Raw genomic sequence first — 25,253 nt, 5'->3', positions numbered from 1 at the left:
CCCTACCGGGCTTATACCTGCGCATCCTTCAGCGTGCGCAAAGTAACACTCCAGAACCGTTGCGACAGCAAAATCGCGGCCACCGACAACCCGACAACCAAGCCAAGCCAGACACCGATCCCTTCCATCCCCAAGACAAAACCGAACAGATACGAACACGGGATACCCACGCCCCAATAGCTGACGGCGGCATAAATCATCGGTATCTTGGTATCTTGTACACCGCGCAAAAGTCCAAGTGCTATCACCTGCGCGCCATCCACCAGTTGAAACAGGGCGGCCATCGCCAAAAGCCCCACGCCGATGGCCATGATCCCCGCACGCTGCGGGTCGTCTTCCTGCATGAACAGCGACAAAAGCATTTCGGGCGCGGCAAGGAAAATGATGATCGTGATGGCGGCAAAGCCAAGCGACATGAAAGTCACCATTTTGCCCCCGCGCCCCATCTGTACCGGGTCATTGCGCCCATGTGCATTGCCTGCACGGATTGTGGCCACATTGGACAAGCCCAGATGTACCATGAATGTGATGGAGGCCAGTTGTAACGCAATCCCATGCGCCGCCAGCGGCACCGTGCCCAGCCAGCCCATCATCACGGCGGACCCCGCGAACAACCCCACCTCGGCCAGCGCTGTCAGACCGATGGGCCAGCCCAACAGAAACACTTGCAGCAACATCTGCCAGTCGGCCTTCCACAGGCGCTGGAACAGGGCATGCTCCGGCAAGCTAACCCGCGCATAAATCACGACCCCGATCAGCGACACCGTCTGCGTGATGATGGATGCAACCGCCGCGCCCCTGATGCCTAGTTCTGGCGCGCCCCAGTTGCCGAAGATCAACGCGTAATTGGCAATGGCATTGATCACCGCCGCAAGGATCGTCACCCAAAGCACCACTTGTGTGCGTTCCAATGCCGCCAGATAGGACTTGATCACCATCACCAACAGGGCGGGCACGATGCCATAGGCTGCAATCTCAAGATACGCACCGGCATCTCTGGCGACACCGTCCCCCTGCCCGATCAGACGCAAAATCGGCTCGGACCAAATCATCAGCGGCATCGCGAGTAGACCGAACCCAAAGCTGAGCCAAAGCCCCATCCGCGTGCTGCGACGCAACCCGATCTCGTCGTCCTTGGCCGCATATGACGCAACCATCGGCATAACGGCCCAGGCAAAACCCGAACCGAAAATGAACAACACGAAAAAATACGTGGATCCCAGCGTGACAGCCGCCAGTGCTTCGACCGAGTACCAGCCCAACATGACCGTGTCCGTCACGCCAATGGCAATCTGCGCCAGATGCCCGCCAACGAGCGGCAGTCCAAGGTTCAGGATGGCACGGGCGTGCTGAGGATATGTGGTACTCACTTGCATGTATTTTCCATACGCCCGCGTTGCTCCAAACAAAAGAGGCCAGCCGCCCGGATTGGGACAATTTCCGACACAACCGGCCCGTCGATGCGCTATCAATGACACATTTTTTGTCCGCTCAGGTACAATAGCGATCACAGTCCAGCATAAAAAACAGATCATAAGCGCTTGATTTTCTGAGTGAGTCTGTCAACTTGGCACTGCAGTCAATTACGGCGGCACCGACCGGAGCACTACAATGAAGACAACCACCAGGATCGCTGCGATTGCGAGCCTTGCTGCCGCGCCGGTGTTTTCCAACCCAATTGATCAGATAAGGCCCGACGCCCCCGAACTTGCCCCTTACGGCGCCCTGTCGATTGGCGTTCAGACACTGTCTGTGGTCAACCCAGATCAGATTGATGTCGTCTCGATCACAGACGACGACGTCCCGCTGTATGATCGTCCGATAACGCTCGAAATATGGTACCCGTCCAGCACGGCAGTGAAAGAACGCGGCACCTATTCGGCCACATTGCGGGATGGCGCGTCGGTCGTGACCCTCACGGGTCGTGCGCAGCGCGATGCACCACCGGCCACCTCGCAGCGGTATCCGCTTATCGTGATCAGCCACGGTTATCCCGGAAACAGATATCTGATGTCTCATCTGGGGGAAAACCTCGCCTCGAAAGGCTATGTCACAGTCGCCATTGACCACACCGACAGCACGTATAGCGATCAGGCTGCCATCGGTTCTACCTTGCTCAACAGGCCGGTCGATCAACGGTTTGTCATTGATTACCTCGCGCAGCTGGATACGCCGCTGGGCCGGATCATCGACACGAATGTGGTTGGTGTGATCGGGTATTCCATGGGCGGATACGGTGCGTTGGTCTTTGCCGGGGCCGGTGTCACGGAAGCTGCAACCGAATATAGCTGGGGTACGCCAAACGGGCTGCTGGCACGCCATCTTGCAGGGTCAGAGGAACACGAGGCGTTGATTGACCCACGCGTGCGTGCGACGATTGCGATCGGACCATGGGGCCGCAATGCAGGATTATGGGATGCCGGCAGTATGGCTGGCCTGCGGATACCGACACTGCTGATGGCAGGCAGTTCTGATGATGTCTCGGTCTATGAAGCCATCCGCACTATTTTTGACGAGGCTACCGGCATCGACCGTCATTTATTGACATTTGAATACGCCAATCACAACGCCGCCGCCCCCATACCTGCCCCGGTTGAGAGCTGGCAGCCGGTCGAAACCCTCGATTTTATTCCTTTCGAGCATTATGCCGATGCCGTCTGGGACACGGTGCGCATGAATAATGTGGCACAGCACTTTGCGACTGCGTTTTTTGATCTCCACCTGAAAAACGATGTTTCAAAGCAACCCTATCTCGCCCTCATTCCCAATGGTGCTGACGGAGTCATTGCACTGGATGAAAATGCAGAACCAACCGAAGATCATACGTTCTGGACTGGCTTTGCGCCGCGCACGACCAACGGCCTCAGGTTCGAAACGAAGTTGAAGGGTGAATAGCGCGACGCAGGCGAATTGACGTCCCGCCACCCTACGAAACAATGCAAAACGGTTTGGGCAGACGCCATGCCGGGACATCAGAAAAGCCAAACCGCAAGAAGGTTCACGACACTTCAATCGGAAGGCGGCATGTTTCGGCGATCAGACCACGGATCTCACAGACACTCTTGGTCCTCGGTTAGGCAGCGCGGTTTCTGATATTTCAGACACTTAGTTCAGCAAGCGCAGCGCGTTGGCTCGTTTTTTGCGATCTATCGCCATGACCACTGCGACACGCTCTTTTCCCCAACCGTCGCCTCTGCCATACTCGACCGCAAATCAACAAAAAAGAGCAGCGGTATGAATGACCTCCTTTCCTCGGGGCACGAGCCTACAGATTATGACGCGTCTTCCATTGAAGTGCTCGAAGGGCTTGAACCCGTACGCAAGCGCCCCGGCATGTACATCGGCGGCACGGATGAACGTGCGTTGCACCATCTGGTGGCCGAAGTGCTCGACAACTCCATGGATGAGGCCGTCGCCGGCCACGCCACCCGGATCGAGGTCGAGTTGCACGAAGATTATGCCGTCACCATACGCGATAATGGCCGGGGCATCCCCGTGGACCCGCATCCGAAATTTCCCGACAAATCCGCGCTTGAGGTGATCCTGTGTACCTTGCACGCGGGGGGTAAATTCTCTGGCAAGGCCTATGAGACCAGCGGCGGTTTACACGGCGTCGGGGCCTCGGTGGTCAATGCACTCAGCGACAGCATGATTGTGCAGGTCGCGCGCAACAAACAACTGTTCGAGCAACGTTTTTCGCGCGGGTTGCCACTTGGCCCCGTTGAGGAGCTTGGCCCGACACAAAACAGGCGCGGCACGACGGTGACTTTTCATGCGGATGCCGAGATTTTTGGCGCGCACCGCTTCAAACCTGCGCGGCTGTTCAATTCCATCCGCTCCAAGGCCTATCTCTTTTCAGGGGTAGAAATCCGTTGGAAATCTGCGATCTCGGACGGTGAAACCCCACAGGAAGCGACGTTTCATTTTCCCGGCGGCCTGTCGGATTATCTGCGCGAAACCCTTGGGGCTGCGACCACCTATGCCGACAATCCCTTTGCCGGAACCGTTGATTTCAAAGAGAAGTTCGGCGAGCCCGGCAAGGTCGAATGGGCCATCAACTGGACGCCCTCGCGCGATGGGTTCATCCAGTCCTATTGCAACACCGTCCCCACCCCCGAGGGGGGCACCCATGTCGCCGGGTTCTGGGCCGCGATCCTCAAGGGCATCAAAGCCTATGGTGAGTTGTCCAACACCAAAAAGGCCGCGCAGATCACGCGCGAGGATCTGACATCCGGCGGCTGTGCGCTGGTGTCCTGCTTCATTGCCGAACCCGCCTTTGTCGGCCAGACCAAGGACCGCCTGTCCACCGAGGCCGCCGCGAAAATGACCGAAGGGGCCGTGCGCGATCATTTCGACAACTGGCTGGCGGCGGATACGAAATCCGCCGGGGCCATCCTCGATTTTCTCGTGCTGCGCGCCGAAGAACGCCTGCGCCGCCGTCAGGAAAAGGAGACCGCGCGCAAATCCGCCACCAAGAAACTGCGCCTGCCCGGCAAGCTGACCGATTGCACCTCAAAGGATCGCATCGGCACGGAACTGTTCATCGTGGAAGGCGACAGCGCCGGTGGCTCAGGCAAAGGCGCGCGCGACCGCAAAACACAAGCGCTCTTGCCGCTCAAGGGCAAGATCCTGAACGTGCTGGGGGCCGCCTCGTCCAAACTGGGCACCAACGCCGAAATCTCGGACCTGTGCGAAGCGCTTGGCTGTGGCATGGGCACCAAATTCAACCTTGATGATCTGCGCTATGAAAAGATCATCATCATGACCGACGCGGATGTGGACGGCGCGCATATCGCGGCGTTGCTGATGACGTTTTTCTTTACGCAGATGCGCCCGATGATTGATGCAGGCCACCTCTATCTGGCCTGCCCGCCCTTGTTCCGGCTGACCCAAGGGGCCAAGCGTGTCTACTGCCTCACGGAGGAGGAAAAGAACGACTGGCTGGAAAAAGGTCTGGGCGGCAAGGGCAAAATCGACGTCTCGCGCTTCAAGGGCCTGGGCGAAATGGACGCCAAGGACCTCAAGGAAACCACCATGGACCCCACCACCCGCAAACTCATCCGCGTGTCAATCGACGAAGACATTCCGGGCGAGACGGGTGATCTGGTGGAGCGTTTGATGGGCAAAAAACCGGAACTGCGCTTCCAGTACATTCAGGAAAATGCGAAGTTTGTGGAGGAGTTGGATGTATGAAACGCTTTAGGCGATCAACAGGCTTTTCATTCTTCGAACAAGTGGTCCACGAATTGTACGTGGCCGCCCGACCTCGGCTGAGGAACCCAAATCAGCGAGACGAAACTATAAACCATTTGTTTCAATATAAAAATACGATTGTCAGTCGGGCATTCAGGCTGGTCACTGCGTTCGTGGTAGCTGCGATCGCAATATCGACGATGTCAGACGGCGATCGTTTACACCTGCAAATCGCTACCTTGAAATTATCGCTACCAGAAATTTACTTCGTTTTTGCCGCGTCATTGGTTTGGATTGCTCTAGTCAAATCCGATATTGAAATTCGCATCGTCGGTTGCGTTATCAGTTACATAGTAAACGCTAGATTTCATAACGACCGTTTTGCAGAGGTCCGCACAATATTTCTCGGCAACAAAGAACTCGAGCTAGTTTCACCACTCAGAGTAAAACACTTTTTCAAAGTAATGCCTCGCGAACAGGTATTCATTAAAAGCGCATATATACTGTTGGTTATTGGGCTTTCTACTCCTGTTGTTTTTGCTTTTTTTACAGTTCTTTTCCGAGCTGTCATCCTCATATTCTCAAATGGTGGAGCCTATCTACAAATGCCATTGGCGATTGCCAGCGTCCTTATCCTTCCTCTAACTCTAGTGTATTATGGCTTGTTCGTCAGACTAAACCCCATTGAAAAGGATCAAATGCAAATTCGCTGGGGGTTTCTTAGTCATGTAATCCCACCCGAGCAGCGGCCCATTTTTCAATTGGATCGGTGGACGAAAGACTTCGAGAGACTGGAATGACTAACGCTCGGGGCCCCGCCTCGAGCCGCGCTTGCACAGGGCTCCGCCCATTCGGCCCTGAAACCTTCCCCCGGAAGGTTTCCGTTACGGGCTTTACCCTCTCCCCACGGGAGAGCGCACTTCGTTTGCCCTAGGTTACGCTCGCTCCGGCCTCAAACTGTAGACTGGACAGGTCGCAAGACAACCTTCGCCCAAGGGTCAGGCGCGGCCCTACCGTTATGACTGTCGGAGTCGACCAATGCCTGCCGTTCAACCCGACGCAAACACCACCCCGCCGGTTTTGTTCTGCATTGTCATGGGCAACTCCTCCGTCGCCTCTGCGCGGATGGCGGCGATCTTTTCCTGCGCGGACATGGCGGTCGCTTCGTCAACATACTGTGTCACGACGGAAAATGCGTTCTCGCCCGTGCGCAGCATCTGCACGCTGGATGCACCCACGGCCATGACGAGGGGCACGTATTTCTCGCGCGCCAGCGCCTCCATCTCACCGGTCAATTCGGTCGTCGTCCAATGGCTGACTGTGCAATAGCTCATTTCAATACCCTCCGTTAAATGATGCAACCGCGTTGCACGCGAGGGCCTATGTACCAAGAAAACTCCGCCCGAAGCCCCCCGGTTGGATCATTCGGGCGGAATGGTTTTTTACATCACCACCATATGGAATGTAGTGAAAACAGCCCAGACGCCCATCAGGGAGGCAAATCCGACGGCAGTTGGCAACACGACTTTCAACATGTCTCTTTTCCTTTCCAGGCACCCCGATTCCGGGGTGCGGTGTGTGCCGCAGGACGTTCTGCCCTGCGAGCTGGAAAAGAGATGGGGGCGCTTTGTTGACACAAAAAGCCCCCTTTTCGTCACGATGCCTCACCCCTGCGGGAGCGGCTGTAACATCGCGTCAGTCCTGCAAACCCTGCAGAAACGCCACCAAATCCGCCACGGCGGGGGACGTCAGGATCGGCTGGCCGCTTTCGGTCCTGAGCGAGAGATCATCGCCCACGAAGAAGTCACCATAGATCGGCATGGGAGAGCCGTGGCTGACCAGCGGGTCGCGCCCGTCGATGCGCATCACGACGCGCGTCATCGGGAAAACGCCGTCGTTGCGCGCGGACAGCGCCGTCAGATCAGGCGGTTGCAGCACCAGCACCGGGGCCATCGGGCCATTCCCGCGGGCGTCGGCGCCGTGACAGGTCGCACAGTGGCGTGCGTAGATTTCAGCACCGGTTTCGACGTCCTGCGCAGCCGCAGCCCCTGCGCAAATCGACATTGCCACACCAAGAATCAGGTTCTTCATCGCTCCCTCCTCATCACTTTCGATCCGAGTGTAGCATCAGACCCAACAAGGGGCCGTGATCTCGATCAAGGATATTGCCAAACGCACTGATGGATGTGACCCAAAGATGCCTTGATCTGCGCGCGCATATTGGGCACTGCTGGGCCATGCGATTGATGTTACTTCTTTGTTTGACCCTTCTGACGGCCTGTGGGCGTCCGATGACCGATACGGAAAAGGCGTTTGCACAAACGCTGCACGGCGATACGCTTGATACCTCACAAGTGCGCATTGTCGATGGCGCGCCCACGCGGGCGGTCACGTTTACGCGCACGCCGCGTCCCCGCACGACGTGCCGACAACGTATTTTGCCGCCTGCAACCACAGAGACAGTCACATCAAAGCCCGCAGCCATAGCGATCTACAATCATATCCTGTTTGATCGCGACTGGTATCTGGAGGACTACCTGCCGGACTACCCCGACCAGATCGGATTGATCGCCGCGATGCTGTTTGCCCATGAACTGACCCATGCCTGGCAATGGCAAAACCGCGCTGAAACCGGCTATTCCCCGTGGGCGGCGGCATTTGAGCATCGCGGCGCAAGTGATCCCTATCTTTTTGACATTGATGCAAGCCCGGCGTTCAACGATTTCGGATATGAGCAACAGGGCGCCATTGTTGAAGAATTTGTCTGCTGCCGCGCATTGGACCCAACGGCACCCCGAACCGCCCGGTTGCATGCGCTATTGTCTCAGGTCATGCCCGTCGCACCCCTGCCAACGGGGCGACCTTACGCGGTGGGCCTGCCTTGGGAAGGCGTCGAACTGCGCGGGATTTGCCAGTGATCAGGGCAATTGCGAGGCTTCAAGATAGGCCAGCAAGGCCGCTTGCGGTGCGGGAACACGGGCGCGGCCCGCTTCGGTTTTAATGCGCTTGCTGTCTTGCGAGGTCAGATGTGCAAAGGGGCGCATCAACCGACCCGGTTGAGAACCCGCCGCATAGTCATCCAGCAGTGCCAGAACCTTGCCGCGGGGGAAATTGCCGCCTGACCGCACCGCCAGCGTTGTCAAATCCGGCGGAACCTTGTTGAGACCGACAACCCCAATCCCGCCCCCGCCGCGCAGATCACCGCCATGACAGATCGCGCAGTTTTCGCTGTACAAAACCGCCCCACGGCTGACACGGTCATCGCGGCCACAGGCGGCCAGAAAGACACAAGCTGCCATTATCAGGCTGGTGAAACGGGGCATCGCATACTCCATCGAAAAACGCGTTGCACCTATTCTAGCCTAATTGTCTTGCTGATCTGGTAACGGCCCTGCATTCTCTTGCCAGTACAGCACCGAAGAGGATACAGCCCATGGCCCAACACGCGTTCACTATGGTTTTGGCGGGCATCGGCATCCCAATTCTGGCCGCACTCAATGCAGCCCTCGGCGCCAAGATCGGCTCCCCCGCCGCTGCGGCGACTGTTTTATTCACCGTGGCTTTCATCAGTTGCGCCTGCGTGGTTCTGGTCACCGGACCGGAGGCATTCCTGCGCCTTGGCGGCACCCCAAAACATCTGTTCTTTGCGGGCGTGCTGATTGCGTTCTATGTCCTGAGCATCACCTATATCGCGCCCAGTTTCGGCATTGGAAACGCGGTATTCTTCGTCCTGCTCGGCCAATTGATCAGCGCTGCGGTCATAGATCACTTCGGTTTGTTTGGCGCGCGGATCAGCCCGATCAATCCGACACGCGCCTTAGGCATCGCAGTCATGGCAGCCGGCGTCTTTATCACTCAGAAGGTGTAGGACCCTGCGCCAATTCCAGCAATCTGTCCCAGACCTGATCAACCACTTCGACCTTCTGCATGATCTGGCGTGATTGTCCGGGCATACGAGCGCCTTCATCTTTGGTTGCTGCCTGCGACAATGCCGCAAGCCGCTCCGCGAAGGCCTCACCGCTTTGTGGGTCAATAAGGATATAGAACTGCCCCAGATCATGGGGGGGGCCCTGCGGCGCCTTGAGGGGTTTGACGCTGCCCGACAGGACCGAGCCTGTCATCCCCGCCGCGAGGATCTCAGCCATCAGACCAAAGCCCCAGCCCTTATGCTCCCCGACCGATACCAGCGAGCCTTCCAAGGCGGCTTGCGGATCGGTGGTTGGCTGCCCCTGTGCGTCCAGTGCCCAGCCCAGCGGAATATGCTGGCCCAAGGCCTTGGCCATCGTGATCTTGCCCAAGGCCACGGTTGTCGTTGATTGATCAAACTGCATGGCAACGCCGCCAGCGCCATCAGGTACGGAAAACGCAATCGGGTTGGTGCCGATGACCCGCGTTTTACCACCGGGTGCCGCAACGATGGGCGAAGCGTTGGTGAACCCGATCCCGATACATCCTGATTGTGCAATCTGTTCGGTGAAATAGCCCAGTGAGGTGCATGTATGCGCATGTCCCACGGCAAGCGTTGCGGTCCCCAGCGTCTTGGCCGCATCCAGCGCAGGCACCAGACCATGGGCAAAAGCAGGCTGGGCAAATCCATAATTGGCATTCACGTGAATGGCCGCGGGACGAGGCGTGGTCACTCCGGGCACGGCCCGACCATCGACCCGGCCCGTTTCCAGCTGCAAACAGTAGCTTTCAACATAGTACAAACCACAGATCTTATTGCCATACCCCTCGGCCACGCGGACAGCGCGGGCAACTTCAGCGGCTACAAACGGGGCTGCGCCATAGGCAGTGAGCGCCTGTTTCGTCAGTGCTTCGATGTCATCCAATGTGTGTAAAGGCATCTTCTTTCCCTTTTCTTCGCCCCAAAGCCCACGCCGGGCCATGTCATCACGCCTCAGAAAGCTGCCCTGCATCCAACCGGATTTGGCGATCCATACGTGCGGCCAATGCAAGGTTATGCGTGGCAATCAACGCTGACAAACCTGTGTCCCGCACAAGCTGCATCAGGGCACCAAACACCTGATCCGAGGTGCCCGGATCCAGATTGCCCGTCGGCTCATCCGCGAGTAGTAATTTGGGCGCATTCGCCAGTGCACGACAAAAGGCGACGCGTTGCTGCTCTCCCCCCGACAGGGCGCCGGGGCGGTGTGCTGCCCGCGGCGCGATACCCACCGCAGACAGCAAAGCGGCCGCGCGCGCGGCAGCCGTGGTTTTGGAGATGCCATTGGCGAGTTGCGGCAGGATAATGTTTTCAGCCGCATTGAATTCAGGCAACAGGTGGTGAAACTGGTAGATAAATCCAACATCATTGCGGCGTATCGCCGTGCGCCGCGCATCGCTTAGGCCGCTCATCTCTTCGCCATCAATCAGAACCTGGCCCGCATCCGCCACGTCCAGCAGGCCAGCAATGTGCAGCAAAGTGGATTTACCCGCCCCCGAGGGCGCCACCAAGGCGACCACCTCTCCTGCGGCGATGCTCAGGTCGATCCCGCGCAGGACAGTGACGCTGTTTGCCTGCCCCGCATTATACGACTTCGTGATGCCGCGCATCTCAAGGATCGGGTCACTCATAGCGCAAGGCCTCAACCGGGTTCATTCGTGCCGCGCGCCGCGCAGGAAAAATGGTCACCACGAAAGACAGGCTTAATGAAAGCGCCACGGCTGACAGCACATCCCTGAGGTGCAGTTCGGCAGGCAGCGCATAGATGCCCCGGATGGACGGATCCCAGACGCCGCCGCCCATGGCAACATTCACGAAAGAGAAAATCGGATCAATATAGATGGCAAACAGCGATCCCAGAATGACACCAGCGGCGGTACCAATGATCCCGGTAAAAGCGCCACAAATAAAGAAGACCCGCAGGATCGACCCCTCGCTTAGCCCCATTGTGCGCAGAATGCCAATGTCACGACCTTTGTTCTTGACCAGCATGATCAGGCCGGACACGATATTCATAGCAGCGATCAGCACCAGGATCGACAGGATGATGAACATCACGTTGTCCTCGACCTCCAGCGCGCGCAGAAAGCCGCCGGACGCGTCCTGCCAAGTCCAGATTTGCCCGCGCTCACCGGCGGCTTTCAACAGATCCATCCGCACGGTCTCAAGACGTTCCGGTTCCTGAACCATCACTTCGATTTCGTCCGCTACCCCTTCACGGTTAAAGAAAGTTTGCGCATCAGAAAAAGGAAGATAGGCGCGCGTTCGGTCGATGTCATAACGCCCGGCGGTAAAGATATACGTCACCTCATAGGCGTTCACGCGCGGCGATGTGCCGAATGCGGTTTTCACCCCATCCGGCGATATCAGACGGATGCGATCCCCGATACCGACACCCAATTCGCGCGCCACCCCAGAGCCCAAGGCGATCCCCTCATCAAACCGCGCGATATCACCACGCGATGTGGCCGGGTCCGCAATGCGCGGCAGCGACCGCAGGTTTTCAGGGGCCACACCAAACACCTCGACCCCGGCATTGCGCCCTTGATGTGCCGCCATCACCTGCCCGCGGATCAAGGGTGCAACGCGCGTGACGCCCGGCACCGTTGCGGCCTGTGCGGCAATCGCATCAAAGTCTGTCATCGTGCGATCCATCTGACCGTTTTCCGTCACGGAACCCAACGCATAAATCGTCACATGGGCATTGGCCCCCAGAATCGTATCCACAAATTCAGCCCTGAAACCAGAGCGCACAGAGAGCGTGGCGATCAGCGCAAAGACCGCAAGCGTGATACCAATCAGGCTGATCCACGTCATGACGCTCACGCCGCCTTCGCTGCGGCGGGCGCGCAAATAACGCCATGCAATCATCCATTCAAAACCCGCAAAAGGCGGAGGTGTTCTGGCCATTCATTGTCCTCGGGTGAACCTGCGCGCAACCTGCGACTTCGCACGTCGCGGGTCAAGCCGACAATGTTTTGGTGCGACGTCGGGATCGCAACAAACCCGCGATCAAAGCCGTTGCCATGCCACCGGCTATCCCACCAAACCCTGCGAACATTGCACTGTCAGCTGACAATGGCAGCGCGGGTTCGAAAGCATCCCAGGCGCCTTGCGCGACTTCCGGGTCCGTCAGATGCGCAAAATGATAAGCGCGCATGAAAGGTCCCTGCCCCTCGAGAATATCAAGATCGGCGCGCAACCCTTCATAGCGCAGGAATGCCTGTTGCATATCCTTACGGCGCGCCTGCACAAAAGCAGAGCCGGTCATTTGCGCCAAGGCCTCATCCCGACTGAGCCCCAGTGAGGCCGCAGATGCATCGAAATCCAGTATGACCTGCTCCAATGCGTCCACCGCCCCGCCAAGGCGCTGCAGATACTGTTGTGAAAACGCTGGAAACTGCGCAGCGCCCAACGCGCCTGCGACACTTGCTGCCAGAATGAAACTGCGAAGGATCATCGCCTTCTCCTGCTCACCCCCCGATGGCATGTCCCTAGGCCTAGCAGAAACAGCGCGCTGCTCAAAGCCCCGCGCCGCGCGTCCTTGCTTACAGGTTGCCAGTCACGTGGTGTGTCGCGTAGATGCTTGCGATTTTTTCGACGGCCTGTTCTGGCGGCATTTCGACACTCTCGCCGGATTTGCGACTGGTCAGCTCGACAACACCGTTTTTCAACCCACGCGGCCCGACCGTAATGCGCCATGGCAATCCGATCAGATCCATGGTCGCGAATTTGCCACCTGCGCGCTCCTTGCGATCATCATAAAGCGGATCAAGCCCGAGCGCACGCAATGACGTATAAAGCGCATCACAGGCTGCATCTGCCTCAGCATCGCCCTGTTTCAGGTTCACAATACCGCAGTGAAACGGCGTCACGCCTTCGGGCCAGATGATGCCCTTGTCGTCATGGCTGGCCTCGATGATCGCGCCGACAAGGCGGCTGACCCCGATCCCGTGGCTGCCCATATGCACAGCCGTTGGTTTACCATCGGGGCCTTGCACCTTAGCGCCCATCGCATCGGAATACTTGGTGCCAAAATAGAAGATCTGTCCGACCTCGATGCCGCGCGCTTTGCGCTGACGCTCAGCTGGGATCGCATCGAAAAGGGCCTGATCATGTGTTTCGTCCGTGCGCGCATAAAGGTTGGTGAATTCCTCCATCACCCCCTGACACTGCGCAACGCTGTCGTAATCAATATCGCGGTCCCCAAAGGTCAGGTCGGTCACGGCGCTGTCATAGAACACCTCGGATTCGCCGGTATCCGCCAAGACGAGGAATTCATGCGTGTCATCGCCGCCAATCGGGCCGGAGTCCGCACGCATCGGAATAGCCTGCAAGCCCATCCGCTCATAGGTACGCAGGTAGCTGACCAGATGGCGGTTATAAGCGTGCAGCGCGTCCTCTTTCGTCAGATCGAAGTTATAGCCGTCCTTCATAAAGAACTCGCGCCCCCGCATCACGCCAAAGCGCGGGCGCATCTCGTCGCGGAATTTCCACTGGATGTGATAGAGCGTCAGCGGCAAGTCCTTGTAGCTGCTCACATGGCTGCGGAAAATATCGGTGATCATTTCCTCGTTGGTCGGCCCAAAGAGCATGTCGCGGTCCTGCCGATCCCTGATCCGCAGCATCTCAGGCCCATAGGCATCATACCGCCCACTCTCGCGCCACAGATCCGCCGATTGCATTGTGGGCATCAGCATCGGCACGTGGCCTGCGCGGATTTGTTCCTCATGCACGATATTTTCCAGTTTGCGCAGCACTTTGAACCCCAGCGGCAGCCACGAATAAATCCCCGCTGCGTTTTGCTTGATCATCCCTGCGCGCAACATCAGGCGATGGCTGACAATCTGCGCCTCTGCCGGGTTTTCGCGCAGCACGGGCATAAAATATCGGGTCAGGCGCATGGGGTGTCCTCTTTCGGTCTTCGGGTTGCCTTTGATTAGGCCAAAGCCGCGTAGCTCGCAATCGCCAAACCGCTTTCGCGGACCTACACTACAAACTGGCGGCGGTGCCTCTAAAACGGGCAATAGGTTTTTGCAGCGCTACCCTTGTATCGCAACCTGCGATAAGCAATGTGGCAGCACGACACTAAATGGAGAGAGAGAAACATGGCCCTGCCCATCCGGGATCAACTGAAATATTGGGGAATTGCCACCGCAGTGCTGCTGGTTGCGCTGATGTTTTTGGGTGATGTTCTTTTGCCCTTTGTTCTTGGTGGTGCGATTGCCTATTTTCTGGATCCAGTGGCGGATCGCCTCGAACGCCTCGGTCTGAGCCGCGTGGCAGCGACAGCGATCATAACCCTGTGTGGCATGATGGTTTTCTTTATTGTCGCCCTTCTCGTGATCCCCGCGCTTGTCGAGCAGGCCGTAAAGCTGGTCAATGTCGCGCCAGAATACGCCCGCAATATCACAGCCTTTCTGACCGAACGCTTCCCGACGCTGCTGGATGAAGACTCCGCGATGCAGCGCTCTTTGCATTCCTTGGGCGAGACCATCCAGAGCCGGGGTGCCGAGCTTCTGGAAACGGCGCTATCGTCTGCGGCGTCCTTGCTGAACGTCCTTATCCTGTTGGTGATCGTGCCCGTCGTCGCGGTATATCTGCTGCTGGACTGGGACAACATGACCGCAAAGATCGACAGCCTGCTGCCTCGCGATCATGCCCCAACCATCCGCCAACTTGCGTCCCAGATTGATCAGGTACTGGCGTCATTTATCCGCGGAATGGGCACCGTTTGCCTGATCCTCGGCACATATTACGCGATTGCCTTGATGCTTGCGGGGCTGCAATTCGGGCTTGTCGTCGGGTTCATCGCCGGGCTGGTTACCTTCATCCCCTACCTCGGGGCATTGATCGGCGGGGCATTGGCCATCGGGCTTGCGCTGTTTCAGTTCTGGGGCGACTGGGTCTCTGTGGGCATTATCGCCGGTATCTTTGCCTTGGGTCAGGTGCTCGAGGGCAATGTGATCACGCCCAAGCTTGTCGGCAACTCCGTGGGCCTGCACCCGGTGTGGCTGCTGCTGGCGTTGTCCGTTTTTGGCGCGCTCTTTGGATTTGTGGGCATGCTTGTGGCGGTACCTGTTGCGGCGGCTCTAGGCGTCGTGGCGCGGTTTGGCGTCGCAAAATACACAAGCTCACTGCTGTATCGCGGCATGTCGGACAAGGATCAAGACTGACGTGCCTGAACAGCTGGGCTTTGATCTGCCAGGCATCACAGCGCTGGGACGTGCGGATTTTCTTGTAGCACCCTCGAACGCCGTGGCCGTGGCCCTCATAGAAGGCTGGCAAGACTGGCCCGGGCGCAAGCTCGTGCTCAGCGGTCCCGCAGGGTCGGGAAAGACACATCTTGCGCATGTGTGGGCGGCACTGAGTGGCGCGGAAATCTGCGAGGCGCAAACCCTTGCAGCGCAGGATATCCCCGAACTGGCAAGACGGTCTGTCGCCATCGAGGACGTCCCTGCCATTGCCGGGAACACAGAGGCAGAGACAGCATTATTTCACTTGCACAACCTTGCGCTGGCCGAGGGCAATGCACTGCTCTTTACCGGCGAGGCAGCGCCGGGCGCATGGCACTTGGAACTCCCGGATCTGAAAAGCCGGATAGAAGGGACACAGGCGGCATCCCTGCACCTGCCCGACGATGCCCTGTTGTCGGCCGTTCTTGCAAAGCTCTTTGCGGACCGCCAGTTAATGCCAAAACCTGACCTGATTGCCTATCTTATCTTGCGGATCGACCGGTCGTTTGCAGCCGCACGCAGGATCGTTGCGGCCCTCGATGCGGCATCGCTGGCGCAAAAGCGCCCGCTCTCACGGCAACTTGCGGCGGCAGTGCTGGACAAAGAGGATCAGCTTGCGCGATAAACGTCATTCAGCCGACATATGCTTATTGTAAAAGGTCAAAATGACACAAGCAGACTTTCTCAGCGCAGATTTTCCCGAACCGGTCGCACTTCCCAATGTGGATGCCAGCGGGCCGGAGCGGTTTTTCAATCGGGAGCTGAGCTGGCTGGGCTTTAACTGGCGCGTGTTGGAAGAAGCCGAGAACCCGCGCGTACCCCTGCTGGAACGGTTGCGGTTCTTGTCCATCTCGGCAACCAACCTCGATGAGTTCTACACCGTGCGGGTTGCGGGCCTGCGCGAATTGGCCATGGCTGGAAACACGACGCCTGCGGCCGACGGGCTGACGCCGGCTGAGCAGTTGGTTCTGATCAACAATGACGCGCGCACGCTGATGGAAACGCAGCAACGCGTGCTTGTTGCACTGCTTGCCGATATGGAAGCCGAAAACATCTCCGTGCTCAGACGGGATGATCTGACTGCTGCAGACAAGAAATACCTCGAAGAGGTTTTCCTGACGCAGGTTTTTGCCGTCCTGTCCCCGCTCGCGATTGATCCCGCGCACCCTTTCCCATTCATTCCAAACACCGGATATGCCCTCGCCCTGCAGCTTGAGCGCAGCCGTGACAAGCGCCCGTTGCAGGCCCTGCTGCCAATCCCGGCGCAGATCGAACGCTTTGTCGCCTTGCCTGCGCCCGAAGGGAGCCATCGTTTCCTCCCCCTCGAAGAACTGCTGGTCATGAATATCTCGCAGCTTTTTCCCGGATATAAACTGAAAGCGCATTTCGAATTCCGCGTCCTGCGCGACAGCGATCTGGAAGTAGAGGACGAAGCCGAAGACCTCGTGCGCGAATTTGAGGTTGCCCTCAAACGGCGGCGGCGCGGCGAAGTTGTGCGCCTGACCCATTCGCCGGGCGCGCCGCCCAAACTGAAATCCGTGATCATGGAAGAACTTGACGTTGATCTGGACGAGGTGATCCAGCTTGATGGGATGGTGGGCATGGCGGACCTCGCCGAATTGGTGCTGGATGCGCGCCCCGACCTGCTGTGGCCCAATTTCACCCCACGTATCCCTGAAAGGGTCACGGACCACGACGGCGACATGCTATCCGCGATCCGCAACAAAGACATGCTGTTGCACCACCCCTATGAGACGTTCGATATGGTGGTGCGCTTTTTGCAGCAGGCCGCGCGCGACCCGAAAGTCGTCGCAATCAAACAGACGCTTTATCGCACATCGCGTGACAGCCCGATTGTCGAAGCGCTTTGCGAAGCGGCAGAAGGCGGGAAATCGGTCACAGCGCTGGTTGAGTTGAAAGCCCGGTTTGACGAGGCTGCCAATATCCGCCAGTCCCGTCGCCTCGAACGCGCCGGCGCACATGTCGTATACGGGTTTCTTGACCTGAAAACCCACGCGAAGATCTCAACAATCGTGCGGCGTGAAGGCAATCAACTGGTGACCTATACGCACTATGGGACCGGCAATTATCACCCTATTACAGCGCGCATTTATACGGACCTGTCGTTCTTCACCTGCGACGCGCGGCTGGGGCGCGACGCCACCAAGGTCTTCAATTACCTGTCTGGATATGCGCAGCCTGAAAGCCTCGACAACCTTGCCATTTCGCCGATAACCCTGAAACCGCGCCTGCTGGAACTGATTGCCGCCGAAGCGGATCACGCCAGCAGTGGCCGCCCCGCTGCCATCTGGGCCAAGATGAACTCCATCATCGACAGCGAAGTGATCGACGCTCTTTATGCAGCCAGCGCTGCCGGGGTCAAAATCAGTCTGGTGGTCCGGGGCATCTGCGGTTTGCGCCCCGGTGTGCAAGGGTTGAGTGAAAACATCCGTGTCAAATCCATCGTCGGGCGATTTCTCGAACACTCCCGCATTGTCTGTTTTGGCAATGGCGCGGGCCTGCCTCACAAGAAAGCGCGGGTTTTCATCTCATCGGCGGATTGGATGGGGCGTAACCTGAACCGGCGCGTCGAGACGCTGGTCGAAATTGAAAACCCAACGGTCAAAGCGCAGATCGTCAGCCAGATTATGGCGGCCAATCTGGCCGATGTCGCACAAAGCTGGGTGATGCGGCCCGATGGCGTTTTTGAACGCCCGCCGATACAGGAAGGAACATTCGCCTTTAACTGTCACCGCTTCTTCATGGAAAACCCGTCTCTTTCAGGGCGCGGGTCTGCCGGTGCCTCGGACGTTCCCAAGCTGACACATACCGAGGACTGACGGCCATCCACAACAAAACGCGAAGCGCGCGAAAATAACCGCCTGATCCGCATTGACGGCTGCGACGTTTTTGAACAGTCTGCCCGCGAACAACTGTTGCAGGTCTATGACCGAAACCAATCCGAAACCTGAAGCCCCGGATGCCAGCCATCCCGATGCCGGTCTGTTTGGACAGCCGCTTTTTCGCGATCCGGGTGCGCGGGCATTGTCGCGTGTCGGGGTTGTCGATGTGGGCTCAAACTCGGTGCGGCTCGTGGTTTTTGATGGGGCTGCGCGCAGTCCGGCATATTTCTACAACGAAAAAATCATGTGTGCGCTTGGCGCAGGTCTGTCAGAGTCCGGTATCTTGAACCCGCAGGGGCGCTTGCGCGCGCTCAATGCACTGCGCCGTTTTCAGCATCTGGCACAAGGCATGGGATTACCCAATCTGACCGTCGTCGCCACAGCCGCCGTCAGGGATGCAAGTGACGGACGGGATTTTTGTGCCGAAGTTCAGCGCGAGACCGGGCTGCGCATCTGGGTCATCGATGGAAAAGAAGAGGCGCGGCTGTCTGCCCAGGGCGTTTTGCTGGGCTGGCCGGGCTCTTACGGGCTGGTTTGCGATATTGGCGGCTCGTCTCTGGAGCTGGCCGAAATCTCGGATGGGCGCGTGGGTCGCCGTGTCACATCCTCCCTTGGACCGCTGAAATTACGCGAAATAAAAGGCGGCAAGAAAGGTCGCCAGACACATATCAGAGAAACCATGACGGCCTTGCAAGAGGCAATGGGCGCGCAACGTGACAGGCTTTTTCTGGTTGGTGGATCATGGCGCGCCATCGCACGGATCGACATGCACCGGCGGAGCTATCCGTTGCACGTGCTGCATGAGTACCGCATGACCGCGCGATCCGTCAGCGCAACCATCAAGTTTATCGAAGAAAGCAACCTCGATGAGTTGCGCAGCGCTTGCGGTATCTCTTCTGCGCGGATGAGCCTCGTGCCGCTGGCGACCGAGGTGCTCAGCCGGCTTGTGAAAACCTTCCGGCCCAAGGATATTGCGGTTTCGAGCTATGGCATTCGCGAGGGCATGCTCTATGAACAAATGCCCCAGCGTCTGCGCGATCGCGACCCATTGATCGAATCCTGCCGGTTTGCAGAAGCAAAAGACGCCCGCATGCCGGGTTTCGGTAAATCCCTCTATGCCTTCATCCACCCGTTGTTCAAATCTGTCCCCGCCTCCCGGCGCAGGCTGATCAAAGCGGCTTGCCTGCTGCATGATGTCAGTTGGCGCGCGCACCCCGATTATCGGGCCGAAACCTGTTTTGACAACGCAACACGCGCCAATCTCGGCGGTCTGAAGCATTCCGAACGTGTGTTTCTGGGCCTCGCGCTGCTGCATCGCTACTCAAACAAACGCGAAGGGACGCGTTTTGCCGAGCTTTATGATTTGATTGACGACGCCGAACGACGTCAGGCCGAGATACTTGGCAAGGCCATGCGCTTTGGTGCCATGCTCTGGATGACGCAAGACGCTAAGCGGGGCACGTTACGTTGGTTTCCAAAGAAAAAACACCTGCAACTGAGCCTCACACCTGACATGATCCCTCTGTTCGGAGAGGTCGCAGAGGCGCGGCTCATGTCCCTCGCCGCCTCGCTTGAGGCCAGCCTCGAGGTGAAAAAACTGCGCTAAAGCTCGATCTGTGGGACGGGCTCCGTTTGCTCGGGGATCGGGCTGCCTTCTGGTTTGCGGCGAATGATGATGTCGCCGTTTTCCAGCATTTCCGGTGGCTCATAGACGGACCAGTCTTTGACCTCTTCCATCAGACCCATCATCGCGGGGCCCATTTCTTCCATGAAGCTGCGCATTTCCTCCCATGCGGGCTGCATCTCTTGCAGCAACCCTTCGAGAAACTGCTGCGCGCCTCGTTCCATCAGGGACGATCCATCCCCTTCCTGCGCCACAGCCGAATGACCCGCCACCGACAAAACAAAAAGAGCTGCGAATATCTTTTTCATGGCGCAACAATAGCAAGCCGCCCGCGATTCTGACAGCTCAGATCACCCCGGCGACATACGATTGCGCAGGGACGGCGCCACCCTACGGAACCTTAACCATATAAGCACATCAGCCGTTTTCCGCACGTATATCGTCCCATGCTTTATTGATGTCAGACATGCGTTTTTGCGCAAGTTGCAACGCTTCTTCGGGCACACCGCGCGCGATCATGGCATCTGGGTGATTTTCGCGCACAAGGCGCCGGAACACCTGGCGTATTTCCTCGATCGGCGTGTCCGGTGTGACGCCCAGTACGGTGTAGGGGTCCTGTGGCGCATCGGGCGCAAATCTCATTCGCAGCGTACTGAATTCAGATTTCGGTATGCCAAAAATGCTGGTCACCTTTTCCAGAAAAGCGTTCTCGTTGGGATGATAAAAGCCATCCGCCATTGCGATATGAAACAACCCCTCGAGAAGATCGCGCAGTGTTTCCGGCTGCCCGCTGAACATGGTGCCGATGCGCTGTGCATATTCTTCGAAGCCCGCCGCATCCTGACGTGCAAGGTTGAACACCTTGGCCGCCCCGGCCTCATCCTGCGCAGCGATACGAAAAACTTCGCGAAATGCGGTTACTTCATCGCGGGTTACCCGCCCGTCCGCCTTGGCCATCTTGGCCCCCAAGGCAATCACAGCAATCGTAAAGGCCACTGACCGTTCAGGCGGGCTGCGCAGCCGGTCAAAAACGGCCGACAGCCCTTCGCCAGCTGTGAGGGCGGAAAGCGCGTCAGTAATACGGGACCAAATAGACATGGGCAGACCATAGCCCCTGCGGTGCGGACTGTCAGGCCATCAACGCAGCTATCAGAGGTTTTTCTGCATGAGAATGAGGTCTAGCCAGTGCCCCTGTTTGTGCCCAACTCCGGGAAGATGCCCAACCTTCATGTACTCCAGCCTTTCATGAAATTTGATCGCCGCCGGATTGTGACTGCTGATCGCGCCAATCATGACCTTTTTACCAGCCGCGTGGGCAGCGGTTTCAGCCTGCGCCATGAGCGCGCGCCCGATACCAAACCCATGCGCCTTTGGATCGATGATGATGGTATGTTCGACCGTGGCTGCATAGCCCGGCCCGGGTCGAAACGGGCCGAAGGTCACGAAACCTGCAAAAACGCCCTTGTTTTCCGCGACATAAAACTGCGAAGGCTGCGCGGTAATCCGGGTTTCAAGCTCTGCCCGCGTCTTTGTCGTGGTGGTGAAAGTCGCCAATGTGTCTTGGATCATCCAATTCCACAAGGCGACAATGGCTGAACTGTCCTCCGGTGACGCGGGCCTGATCATGACCCGAGTGTACGCAACCCGTGCGGTGTGTCAAATTCTGCATGCATGCCCACAGGGCCGGTTTCGATCACGATACGGTCGTCCTGCATGTGCCCCCTCAGCACGCCGTTCAGACCGTCCGCCTGTGGATGCGTGATCGTCAAACGGCGCAGTGTGATGTCACTGGGCCGCAGCCGTTCCGCCGGATGCGGCGCGGATTGCCATTCGATCAAAGCCGGGCCGCAATTATCAAATGGCAGGATACCGTCTTGCGGCACCGCCATCTGCCAGCGCAAATCACCCCGTTTCAAAGCGACCGGCGTTCCGAACCCCGCCGGCAGCTTTTCCAGCGTATTGGGCAGGTCATCCGTCCGACATATCCAGTTTGTCAGACGCGGCGCGCCCTTGAAACGGTCCAGATCAAACCACCTTGGTCGATCTGGCTGTGGCGCATGCGGGTTGATGGCAATCGCCTCAAGATAAAGCCCGTCTTCAAGGCCGAGCAATGCGTTATGCGTGAAAAACACATCATGCGCGCCCCCGTCTTGAAGGGTCACGCCAAGCGCGTCTTCGACGTAAGCGCGCGCCGCCTCCAGCGTTTCACCAGCGATGGCAATGTGGTCAAAAGTGATCAATGGCGCGCCTGTGCTATCAGTTTGAGAATGTCCTGCGCAGCTTTGGGGATGTTCGTACCGGGGCCGAAAATAGCCTTGACCCCCGCATCATAGAGGTACTGGTAATCCTGCTGCGGGATCACCCCCCCGCAGATCACCAGAATATCCTCCGCACCCGCTTCTTTCAGGGCGCTCACCAATTGCGGTGCCAGTGTCTTGTGGCCCGCCGCCTGGCTGCTGATCCCGATCACATGCACATCGTTGTCAACTGCGTCCTGCGCCGCCTCGGCAGGCGTTTGAAAGAGCGGTCCAACGTCCACATCAAAGCCGATGTCGGCGAAAGCGGTCGCGATCACCTTGGCCCCGCGGTCATGCCCGTCCTGACCCATTTTCACGACCAGCATACGGGGCCTGCGCCCTTCGGTTTCGGCAAAGGCCTCGACCGATTTCTGGATGGCGGCAAAGCCTTCATCCCCCTCATAGGCCGCGCCATAGACACCCGCGAGGGTTTTTACTTCGGCTCTGTGACGGCCAAATATTTTTTCCATCGCCATGCTGATCTCTCCTACTGTCGCGCGGGCGCGGGCGGCTTCAATTGCGGCTTCCAAAAGGTTGCCACCTTCCGCAGCGCGGCGGCTCAACTCTTCGAGGGCGGCGTCACACGCGGCGCTGTCCCGCGCCTCTCTCACCTTTTCCAACCGCGCAATCTGGCTTTGACGCACAGCGGCGTTGTCGATGTCCAGAATATCGATCAGGTCCTCTTTGTCGCGGCGGTATTTGTTGACCCCGACAATCACTTCGGTGCCCCGGTCAATGTTGGCCTGACGGGTGGCGGCGGCCTCTTCGATGCGCAATTTGGGCATGCCGCTGGCCACGGCCTTAGTCATGCCGCCCATTTCCTCAACCTCTTCGATTAACTGCCACGCCGCCTCGGCCAGATCATGGGTCAGCTTTTCGACATAGTAGGACCCGGCCAAGGGATCGACCACATTGGTCACACCCGTTTCTTCCTGCAAAATCAACTGGGTGTTACGGGCAATGCGGCTTGAGTTTTCGGTGGGCAGCGCGATCGCTTCATCCAGTGCATTGGTATGCAGGGATTGTGTGCCCCCCAAGACCGCGCTCATCGCTTCATAGGCGGTGCGGATCACGTTATTATAGGGGTCTTGTTCCTGCAGGCTCACGCCGGAGGTCTGGCAATGGGTGCGCAACATCGAGGATTTGGGGTTTTTCGGTTCGAACTCCTCCATAATCCGCGACCAGAGCAAGCGCGCGGCGCGCAGCTTGGCCGCTTCCATAAAAAAGTTCATGCCAATGGCGAAAAAGAAACTGAGCCGTCCGGCGAATTTGTCCACATCCATGCCCCGCTCAATCGCGGCGCGGACGTATTCGCGTCCATCGGCTAGGGTAAAGGCAAGTTCCTGCACGAGGTTCGCCCCCGCCTCCTGCATGTGATAGCCGGAGATGGAGATCGAGTTGAATTTCGGCATCTCGGCAGAGGTATATTCGATGATATCCGCGATGATCCGCATCGAAGGTTCGGGCGGATAGACATAGGTGTTGCGCACCATGAATTCCTTGAGGATATCGTTCTGGATCGTCCCCGAAAGCACCGCGCGGTCGTGTCCCTGCTCTTCACCAGCGACGATAAAGTTCGCAAGGATCGGGATTACCGCACCATTCATCGTCATGGAAACGGACACTTTATCAAGCGGGATGCCGTCAAAGAGGATTTTCATATCCTCAATGCTGTCGATCGCCACGCCCGCCTTGCCCACGTCGCCCTCAACACGTTCGTGGTCGCTGTCATAACCGCGGTGCGTCGCTAGATCAAAGGCCACCGAAACACCCTGCTGCCCATTGGCCAGCGCCTGACGGTAAAAGGCGTTGGATTCTTCTGCCGTGGAAAATCCTGCATACTGCCGGATGGTCCAGGGACGTCCCGCATACATCGTCGCCTTTACGCCCCTTGTATAAGGTGCCGCGCCGGGCGTTGAGCCAAGGTGTTTGACGTCAGCCAGGTCTTCTTCGGTATAGATCGGCTGGACGTCGATCCCTTCAAGCGTGCGCCACGTCAGGTCGTCAATCGGGCGGCCGCGCAATTCAGCTTCAGCCAGGGCGCGCCAGTTGTCTTTTGTCGAGCTCATCTTGTTGTCCTTTGTTTTGTGTCAACCGCGGCAGGGTTGACCCTGCTCTTTCCGGATGACGATCCTCTATCAGCGTGGCGCGGCCGTCAGCGCCCGCCGTCAACCACATCATATCATCGGCATAGACTTCCCGCAGGGCCGCATGCTCTTCATTTGTAAATGGGTTCCAGCGTCCCATGCCAAAGGGCAAGTCCGCCGAAGCGGCACCGCGATCATTCAACACCCGCCGCAGATCAGGCAGGGTCGGCATGCGGTTCAACCATGACCGCTGTGTATCGAAAGGCGCATCCAAACCAGCCCCCCGCGCCAAGACCGCATCGGGTCGCCCGATGAATTTCTCAAAAGGCAAAACGGCGATCTTTGTCTGCGGCAGGGCATCCGAAATATCAGTTATCACATCACGCCAGCCGCGCGTTGCATGCGCGATTTGTGCCAAAGCGTTACGCTCAGGCACCTCCAGCCCTTGGGAAATACCATGCGCGAGCGCCGAACACCAATATAGTTCGAGACTGCGAATGCTCACCAAAACAGTGGATATTTCGATGTCCAACGCAGCAGCAAGCCGCTTCAGACCAACGCCCGCTGCGGGATAAAGACTTCGCTTTTCAACATTCTGCGCCAGCGTTCCGAGCATGTCGGCATCGCTGAGCAGCATGGATTGCATGTCCTTTTGGCGGGCTTGATCCATCTGGCTTTGCGCAGAAACCGAAACATTCACATCTCCCATCGCAAGCCCCTGCGTGGGCGCGCCGTCTTTGGCCCTGACCGGTTCGTAACACGCAATTTGGCGCGCCGACAGTTCCCCAACATGGCGGCGCAGATAGTCCTGAAAACTTGCAGTGCCGGTGCGATGCGCCCCGATATGCAGAATGATGTCCATAGCGCAATTGACCCGCTGAGCATAGGCCGCCCCTGTCGGCCGGGGTATTGGGGTACCTGTTTGCATTACACCAAATCCGTTGCTGCAGTTTTAATGCCAAATTTG

At 58.0% G+C, this 25,253-nt stretch carries 24 protein-coding genes; 9 read left to right on the top strand and 15 right to left on the bottom strand.

All coding sequences use genetic code 11. From position 1 onward, the window contains the following. Positions 1–11: 11 nt before the first annotated feature. Entirely contained in the window at positions 12–1,376 is a 1,365-nt protein-coding gene (locus tag RLO149_RS05795; protein WP_044025227.1) for an MATE family efflux transporter, read from the bottom strand. Positions 1,377–1,611: 235 nt separating this feature from the next. On the opposite strand from RLO149_RS05795, the gene RLO149_RS05790 reads away from it, so the two are divergent. From RLO149_RS05790 to RLO149_RS05780, 3 genes are all read left to right on the top strand, one after another. Beyond that, entirely contained in the window at positions 1,612–2,895 is a 1,284-nt protein-coding gene (locus RLO149_RS05790; RefSeq protein WP_013961145.1) for an alpha/beta hydrolase family protein, read from the top strand. Between the two features lie 339 nt (positions 2,896–3,234). Further along, the gene (parE, locus tag RLO149_RS05785) at positions 3,235–5,193 is read left to right on the top strand and encodes a DNA topoisomerase IV subunit B (RefSeq protein WP_013961144.1); all 1,959 of its coding nucleotides are present in this window, start codon (positions 3,235–3,237) and stop codon (positions 5,191–5,193) included. Next, positions 5,190–5,993, top strand: a complete 804-nt coding sequence (locus RLO149_RS05780; RefSeq protein ID WP_013961143.1) for a hypothetical protein — start codon at positions 5,190–5,192, stop codon at positions 5,991–5,993. The genes parE and RLO149_RS05780 overlap by 4 nt, the downstream gene beginning before the upstream one ends. Positions 5,994–6,242: 249 nt before the next feature. Here RLO149_RS05780 and RLO149_RS05775 read toward each other — a convergent pair whose 3' ends face one another. Both RLO149_RS05775 and RLO149_RS05770 read right to left on the bottom strand, forming a co-directional pair. After that, complete coding sequence (locus tag RLO149_RS05775) at positions 6,243–6,527, bottom strand: hypothetical protein (RefSeq protein ID WP_013961142.1); 285 nt, start codon at positions 6,525–6,527, stop codon at positions 6,243–6,245. Between the two features lie 361 nt (positions 6,528–6,888). After that, positions 6,889–7,284: a c-type cytochrome gene (locus RLO149_RS05770; RefSeq protein WP_013961141.1), complete on the bottom strand. Its 396-nt coding sequence runs from the start codon at positions 7,282–7,284 to the stop codon at positions 6,889–6,891. Between the two features lie 200 nt (positions 7,285–7,484). Here RLO149_RS05770 and RLO149_RS05765 point away from each other — a divergent pair, with 200 nt between their 5' ends. Further along, positions 7,485–8,111, top strand: coding sequence for a hypothetical protein (locus RLO149_RS05765; protein WP_148264314.1), 627 nt, complete (start codon positions 7,485–7,487; stop codon positions 8,109–8,111). On the opposite strand, the gene RLO149_RS05760 is transcribed toward RLO149_RS05765, so the two are convergent. Beyond that, on the bottom strand, positions 8,112–8,516 hold the full coding sequence (locus RLO149_RS05760; protein WP_013961139.1) for a c-type cytochrome: 405 nt from the start codon (positions 8,514–8,516) through the stop codon (positions 8,112–8,114). Positions 8,517–8,626: 110 nt separating this feature from the next. On the opposite strand from RLO149_RS05760, the gene RLO149_RS05755 reads away from it, so the two are divergent. Beyond that, positions 8,627–9,061 (top strand): DMT family transporter, encoded by a 435-nt coding sequence (locus RLO149_RS05755; RefSeq protein WP_013961138.1) that lies wholly within the window; start codon positions 8,627–8,629, stop codon positions 9,059–9,061. Here RLO149_RS05755 and RLO149_RS05750 read toward each other — a convergent pair. From RLO149_RS05750 to proS, 5 genes are all read right to left on the bottom strand, one after another. After that, the gene (locus RLO149_RS05750; RefSeq protein ID WP_013961137.1) at positions 9,045–10,040 is read right to left on the bottom strand and encodes an Ldh family oxidoreductase; all 996 of its coding nucleotides are present in this window, start codon (positions 10,038–10,040) and stop codon (positions 9,045–9,047) included. The genes RLO149_RS05755 and RLO149_RS05750 overlap by 17 nt on opposite strands. A 46-nt stretch (positions 10,041–10,086) precedes the next feature. Next, positions 10,087–10,770 carry an ABC transporter ATP-binding protein gene (locus RLO149_RS05745; protein ID WP_013961136.1) on the bottom strand — a complete coding sequence of 228 codons (684 nt, stop codon included), beginning with the start codon at positions 10,768–10,770 and terminating at the stop codon, positions 10,087–10,089. Further along, positions 10,763–12,049, bottom strand: coding sequence for a lipoprotein-releasing ABC transporter permease subunit (locus RLO149_RS05740; RefSeq protein ID WP_013961135.1), 1,287 nt, complete (start codon positions 12,047–12,049; stop codon positions 10,763–10,765). The genes RLO149_RS05745 and RLO149_RS05740 overlap by 8 nt, the downstream gene beginning before the upstream one ends. A gap of 52 nt (positions 12,050–12,101) precedes the next feature. Further along, positions 12,102–12,599, bottom strand: coding sequence for a DUF2937 family protein (locus RLO149_RS05735; protein ID WP_013961134.1), 498 nt, complete (start codon positions 12,597–12,599; stop codon positions 12,102–12,104). Between the two features lie 88 nt (positions 12,600–12,687). Then, positions 12,688–14,043, bottom strand: coding sequence for a proline--tRNA ligase (proS, locus tag RLO149_RS05730; protein ID WP_013961133.1), 1,356 nt, complete (start codon positions 14,041–14,043; stop codon positions 12,688–12,690). Positions 14,044–14,247: 204 nt separating this feature from the next. Here proS and RLO149_RS05725 point away from each other — a divergent pair, with 204 nt between their 5' ends. The 4 genes from RLO149_RS05725 to ppx all read left to right on the top strand — a co-directional run bounded on the left by RLO149_RS05725 (position 14,248) and on the right by ppx (position 19,884). Further along, on the top strand, positions 14,248–15,315 hold the full coding sequence (locus tag RLO149_RS05725) for an AI-2E family transporter (RefSeq protein WP_013961132.1): 1,068 nt from the start codon (positions 14,248–14,250) through the stop codon (positions 15,313–15,315). Between the two features lies 1 nt (position 15,316). Then, positions 15,317–16,000: a P-loop NTPase family protein gene (locus tag RLO149_RS05720; protein ID WP_013961131.1), complete on the top strand. Its 684-nt coding sequence runs from the start codon at positions 15,317–15,319 to the stop codon at positions 15,998–16,000. A 40-nt stretch (positions 16,001–16,040) separates the two neighbouring features. Continuing rightward, a complete protein-coding gene (locus RLO149_RS05715) occupies positions 16,041–18,215 on the top strand; it encodes an RNA degradosome polyphosphate kinase (RefSeq protein WP_013961130.1) in 2,175 nt (724 codons plus the stop codon). Between the two features lie 106 nt (positions 18,216–18,321). Further along, entirely contained in the window at positions 18,322–19,884 is a 1,563-nt protein-coding gene (gene ppx, locus RLO149_RS05710; protein ID WP_013961129.1) for an exopolyphosphatase, read from the top strand. Here ppx and RLO149_RS05705 read toward each other — a convergent pair. From RLO149_RS05705 to RLO149_RS05680, 6 genes are all read right to left on the bottom strand, one after another. After that, positions 19,881–20,210: a hypothetical protein gene (locus RLO149_RS05705; RefSeq protein WP_013961128.1), complete on the bottom strand. Its 330-nt coding sequence runs from the start codon at positions 20,208–20,210 to the stop codon at positions 19,881–19,883. The genes ppx and RLO149_RS05705 overlap by 4 nt on opposite strands. A gap of 109 nt (positions 20,211–20,319) precedes the next feature. After that, positions 20,320–21,000 carry a molecular chaperone DjiA gene (locus RLO149_RS05700; RefSeq protein WP_013961127.1) on the bottom strand — a complete coding sequence of 227 codons (681 nt, stop codon included), beginning with the start codon at positions 20,998–21,000 and terminating at the stop codon, positions 20,320–20,322. Positions 21,001–21,051: 51 nt separating this feature from the next. Next, on the bottom strand, positions 21,052–21,528 hold the full coding sequence (locus RLO149_RS05695) for a GNAT family N-acetyltransferase (protein WP_013961126.1): 477 nt from the start codon (positions 21,526–21,528) through the stop codon (positions 21,052–21,054). Then, complete coding sequence (locus tag RLO149_RS05690; protein WP_013961125.1) at positions 21,525–22,142, bottom strand: VOC family protein; 618 nt, start codon at positions 22,140–22,142, stop codon at positions 21,525–21,527. Before RLO149_RS05690 ends, RLO149_RS05695 begins: the two co-directional genes overlap by 4 nt. Then, positions 22,139–24,268 (bottom strand): methylmalonyl-CoA mutase, encoded by a 2,130-nt coding sequence (gene scpA, locus RLO149_RS05685; protein ID WP_013961124.1) that lies wholly within the window; start codon positions 24,266–24,268, stop codon positions 22,139–22,141. The genes RLO149_RS05690 and scpA overlap by 4 nt, the downstream gene beginning before the upstream one ends. Continuing rightward, positions 24,231–25,214, bottom strand: coding sequence for a hypothetical protein (locus RLO149_RS05680; protein ID WP_245538129.1), 984 nt, complete (start codon positions 25,212–25,214; stop codon positions 24,231–24,233). The genes scpA and RLO149_RS05680 overlap by 38 nt, the downstream gene beginning before the upstream one ends. Positions 25,215–25,253: the final 39 nt, after the last annotated feature.

The organism is Roseobacter litoralis Och 149, assembly GCF_000154785.2.
Taxonomy (GTDB): Bacteria; Pseudomonadota; Alphaproteobacteria; order Rhodobacterales; family Rhodobacteraceae; genus Roseobacter; species Roseobacter litoralis.
Note: the sequence above shows the minus strand (reverse complement) of the source record. Positions and strands in the feature narration are given on the sequence as shown.

Excerpts from the sequence above, each read along its gene's own strand:
- RLO149_RS05795 (WP_044025227.1), bottom strand. The coding sequence starts at position 1,376 with ATGCAAGTGAGTACCACATATCCTCAGCACGCCCGTGCCATCCTGAAC.
- RLO149_RS05790 (WP_013961145.1), top strand. The coding sequence starts at position 1,612 with ATGAAGACAACCACCAGGATCGCTGCGATTGCGAGCCTTGCTGCCGCG.
- parE (WP_013961144.1), top strand. The coding sequence starts at position 3,235 with ATGAATGACCTCCTTTCCTCGGGGCACGAGCCTACAGATTATGACGCG.
- RLO149_RS05780 (WP_013961143.1), top strand. The coding sequence starts at position 5,190 with ATGAAACGCTTTAGGCGATCAACAGGCTTTTCATTCTTCGAACAAGTG.
- RLO149_RS05775 (WP_013961142.1), bottom strand. The coding sequence starts at position 6,527 with ATGAGCTATTGCACAGTCAGCCATTGGACGACGACCGAATTGACCGGT.
- RLO149_RS05770 (WP_013961141.1), bottom strand. The coding sequence starts at position 7,284 with ATGAAGAACCTGATTCTTGGTGTGGCAATGTCGATTTGCGCAGGGGCT.
- RLO149_RS05765 (WP_148264314.1), top strand. The coding sequence starts at position 7,485 with ATGACCGATACGGAAAAGGCGTTTGCACAAACGCTGCACGGCGATACG.
- RLO149_RS05760 (WP_013961139.1), bottom strand. The coding sequence starts at position 8,516 with ATGCCCCGTTTCACCAGCCTGATAATGGCAGCTTGTGTCTTTCTGGCC.
- RLO149_RS05755 (WP_013961138.1), top strand. The coding sequence starts at position 8,627 with ATGGCCCAACACGCGTTCACTATGGTTTTGGCGGGCATCGGCATCCCA.
- RLO149_RS05750 (WP_013961137.1), bottom strand. The coding sequence starts at position 10,040 with ATGCCTTTACACACATTGGATGACATCGAAGCACTGACGAAACAGGCG.
- RLO149_RS05745 (WP_013961136.1), bottom strand. The coding sequence starts at position 10,770 with ATGAGTGACCCGATCCTTGAGATGCGCGGCATCACGAAGTCGTATAAT.
- RLO149_RS05740 (WP_013961135.1), bottom strand. The coding sequence starts at position 12,049 with ATGGCCAGAACACCTCCGCCTTTTGCGGGTTTTGAATGGATGATTGCA.
- RLO149_RS05735 (WP_013961134.1), bottom strand. The coding sequence starts at position 12,599 with ATGATCCTTCGCAGTTTCATTCTGGCAGCAAGTGTCGCAGGCGCGTTG.
- proS (WP_013961133.1), bottom strand. The coding sequence starts at position 14,043 with ATGCGCCTGACCCGATATTTTATGCCCGTGCTGCGCGAAAACCCGGCA.
- RLO149_RS05725 (WP_013961132.1), top strand. The coding sequence starts at position 14,248 with ATGGCCCTGCCCATCCGGGATCAACTGAAATATTGGGGAATTGCCACC.
- RLO149_RS05715 (WP_013961130.1), top strand. The coding sequence starts at position 16,041 with ATGACACAAGCAGACTTTCTCAGCGCAGATTTTCCCGAACCGGTCGCA.
- ppx (WP_013961129.1), top strand. The coding sequence starts at position 18,322 with ATGACCGAAACCAATCCGAAACCTGAAGCCCCGGATGCCAGCCATCCC.
- RLO149_RS05705 (WP_013961128.1), bottom strand. The coding sequence starts at position 20,210 with ATGAAAAAGATATTCGCAGCTCTTTTTGTTTTGTCGGTGGCGGGTCAT.
- RLO149_RS05700 (WP_013961127.1), bottom strand. The coding sequence starts at position 21,000 with ATGTCTATTTGGTCCCGTATTACTGACGCGCTTTCCGCCCTCACAGCT.
- RLO149_RS05695 (WP_013961126.1), bottom strand. The coding sequence starts at position 21,528 with ATGATCAGGCCCGCGTCACCGGAGGACAGTTCAGCCATTGTCGCCTTG.
- scpA (WP_013961124.1), bottom strand. The coding sequence starts at position 24,268 with ATGAGCTCGACAAAAGACAACTGGCGCGCCCTGGCTGAAGCTGAATTG.
- RLO149_RS05680 (WP_245538129.1), bottom strand. The coding sequence starts at position 25,214 with ATGCAAACAGGTACCCCAATACCCCGGCCGACAGGGGCGGCCTATGCT.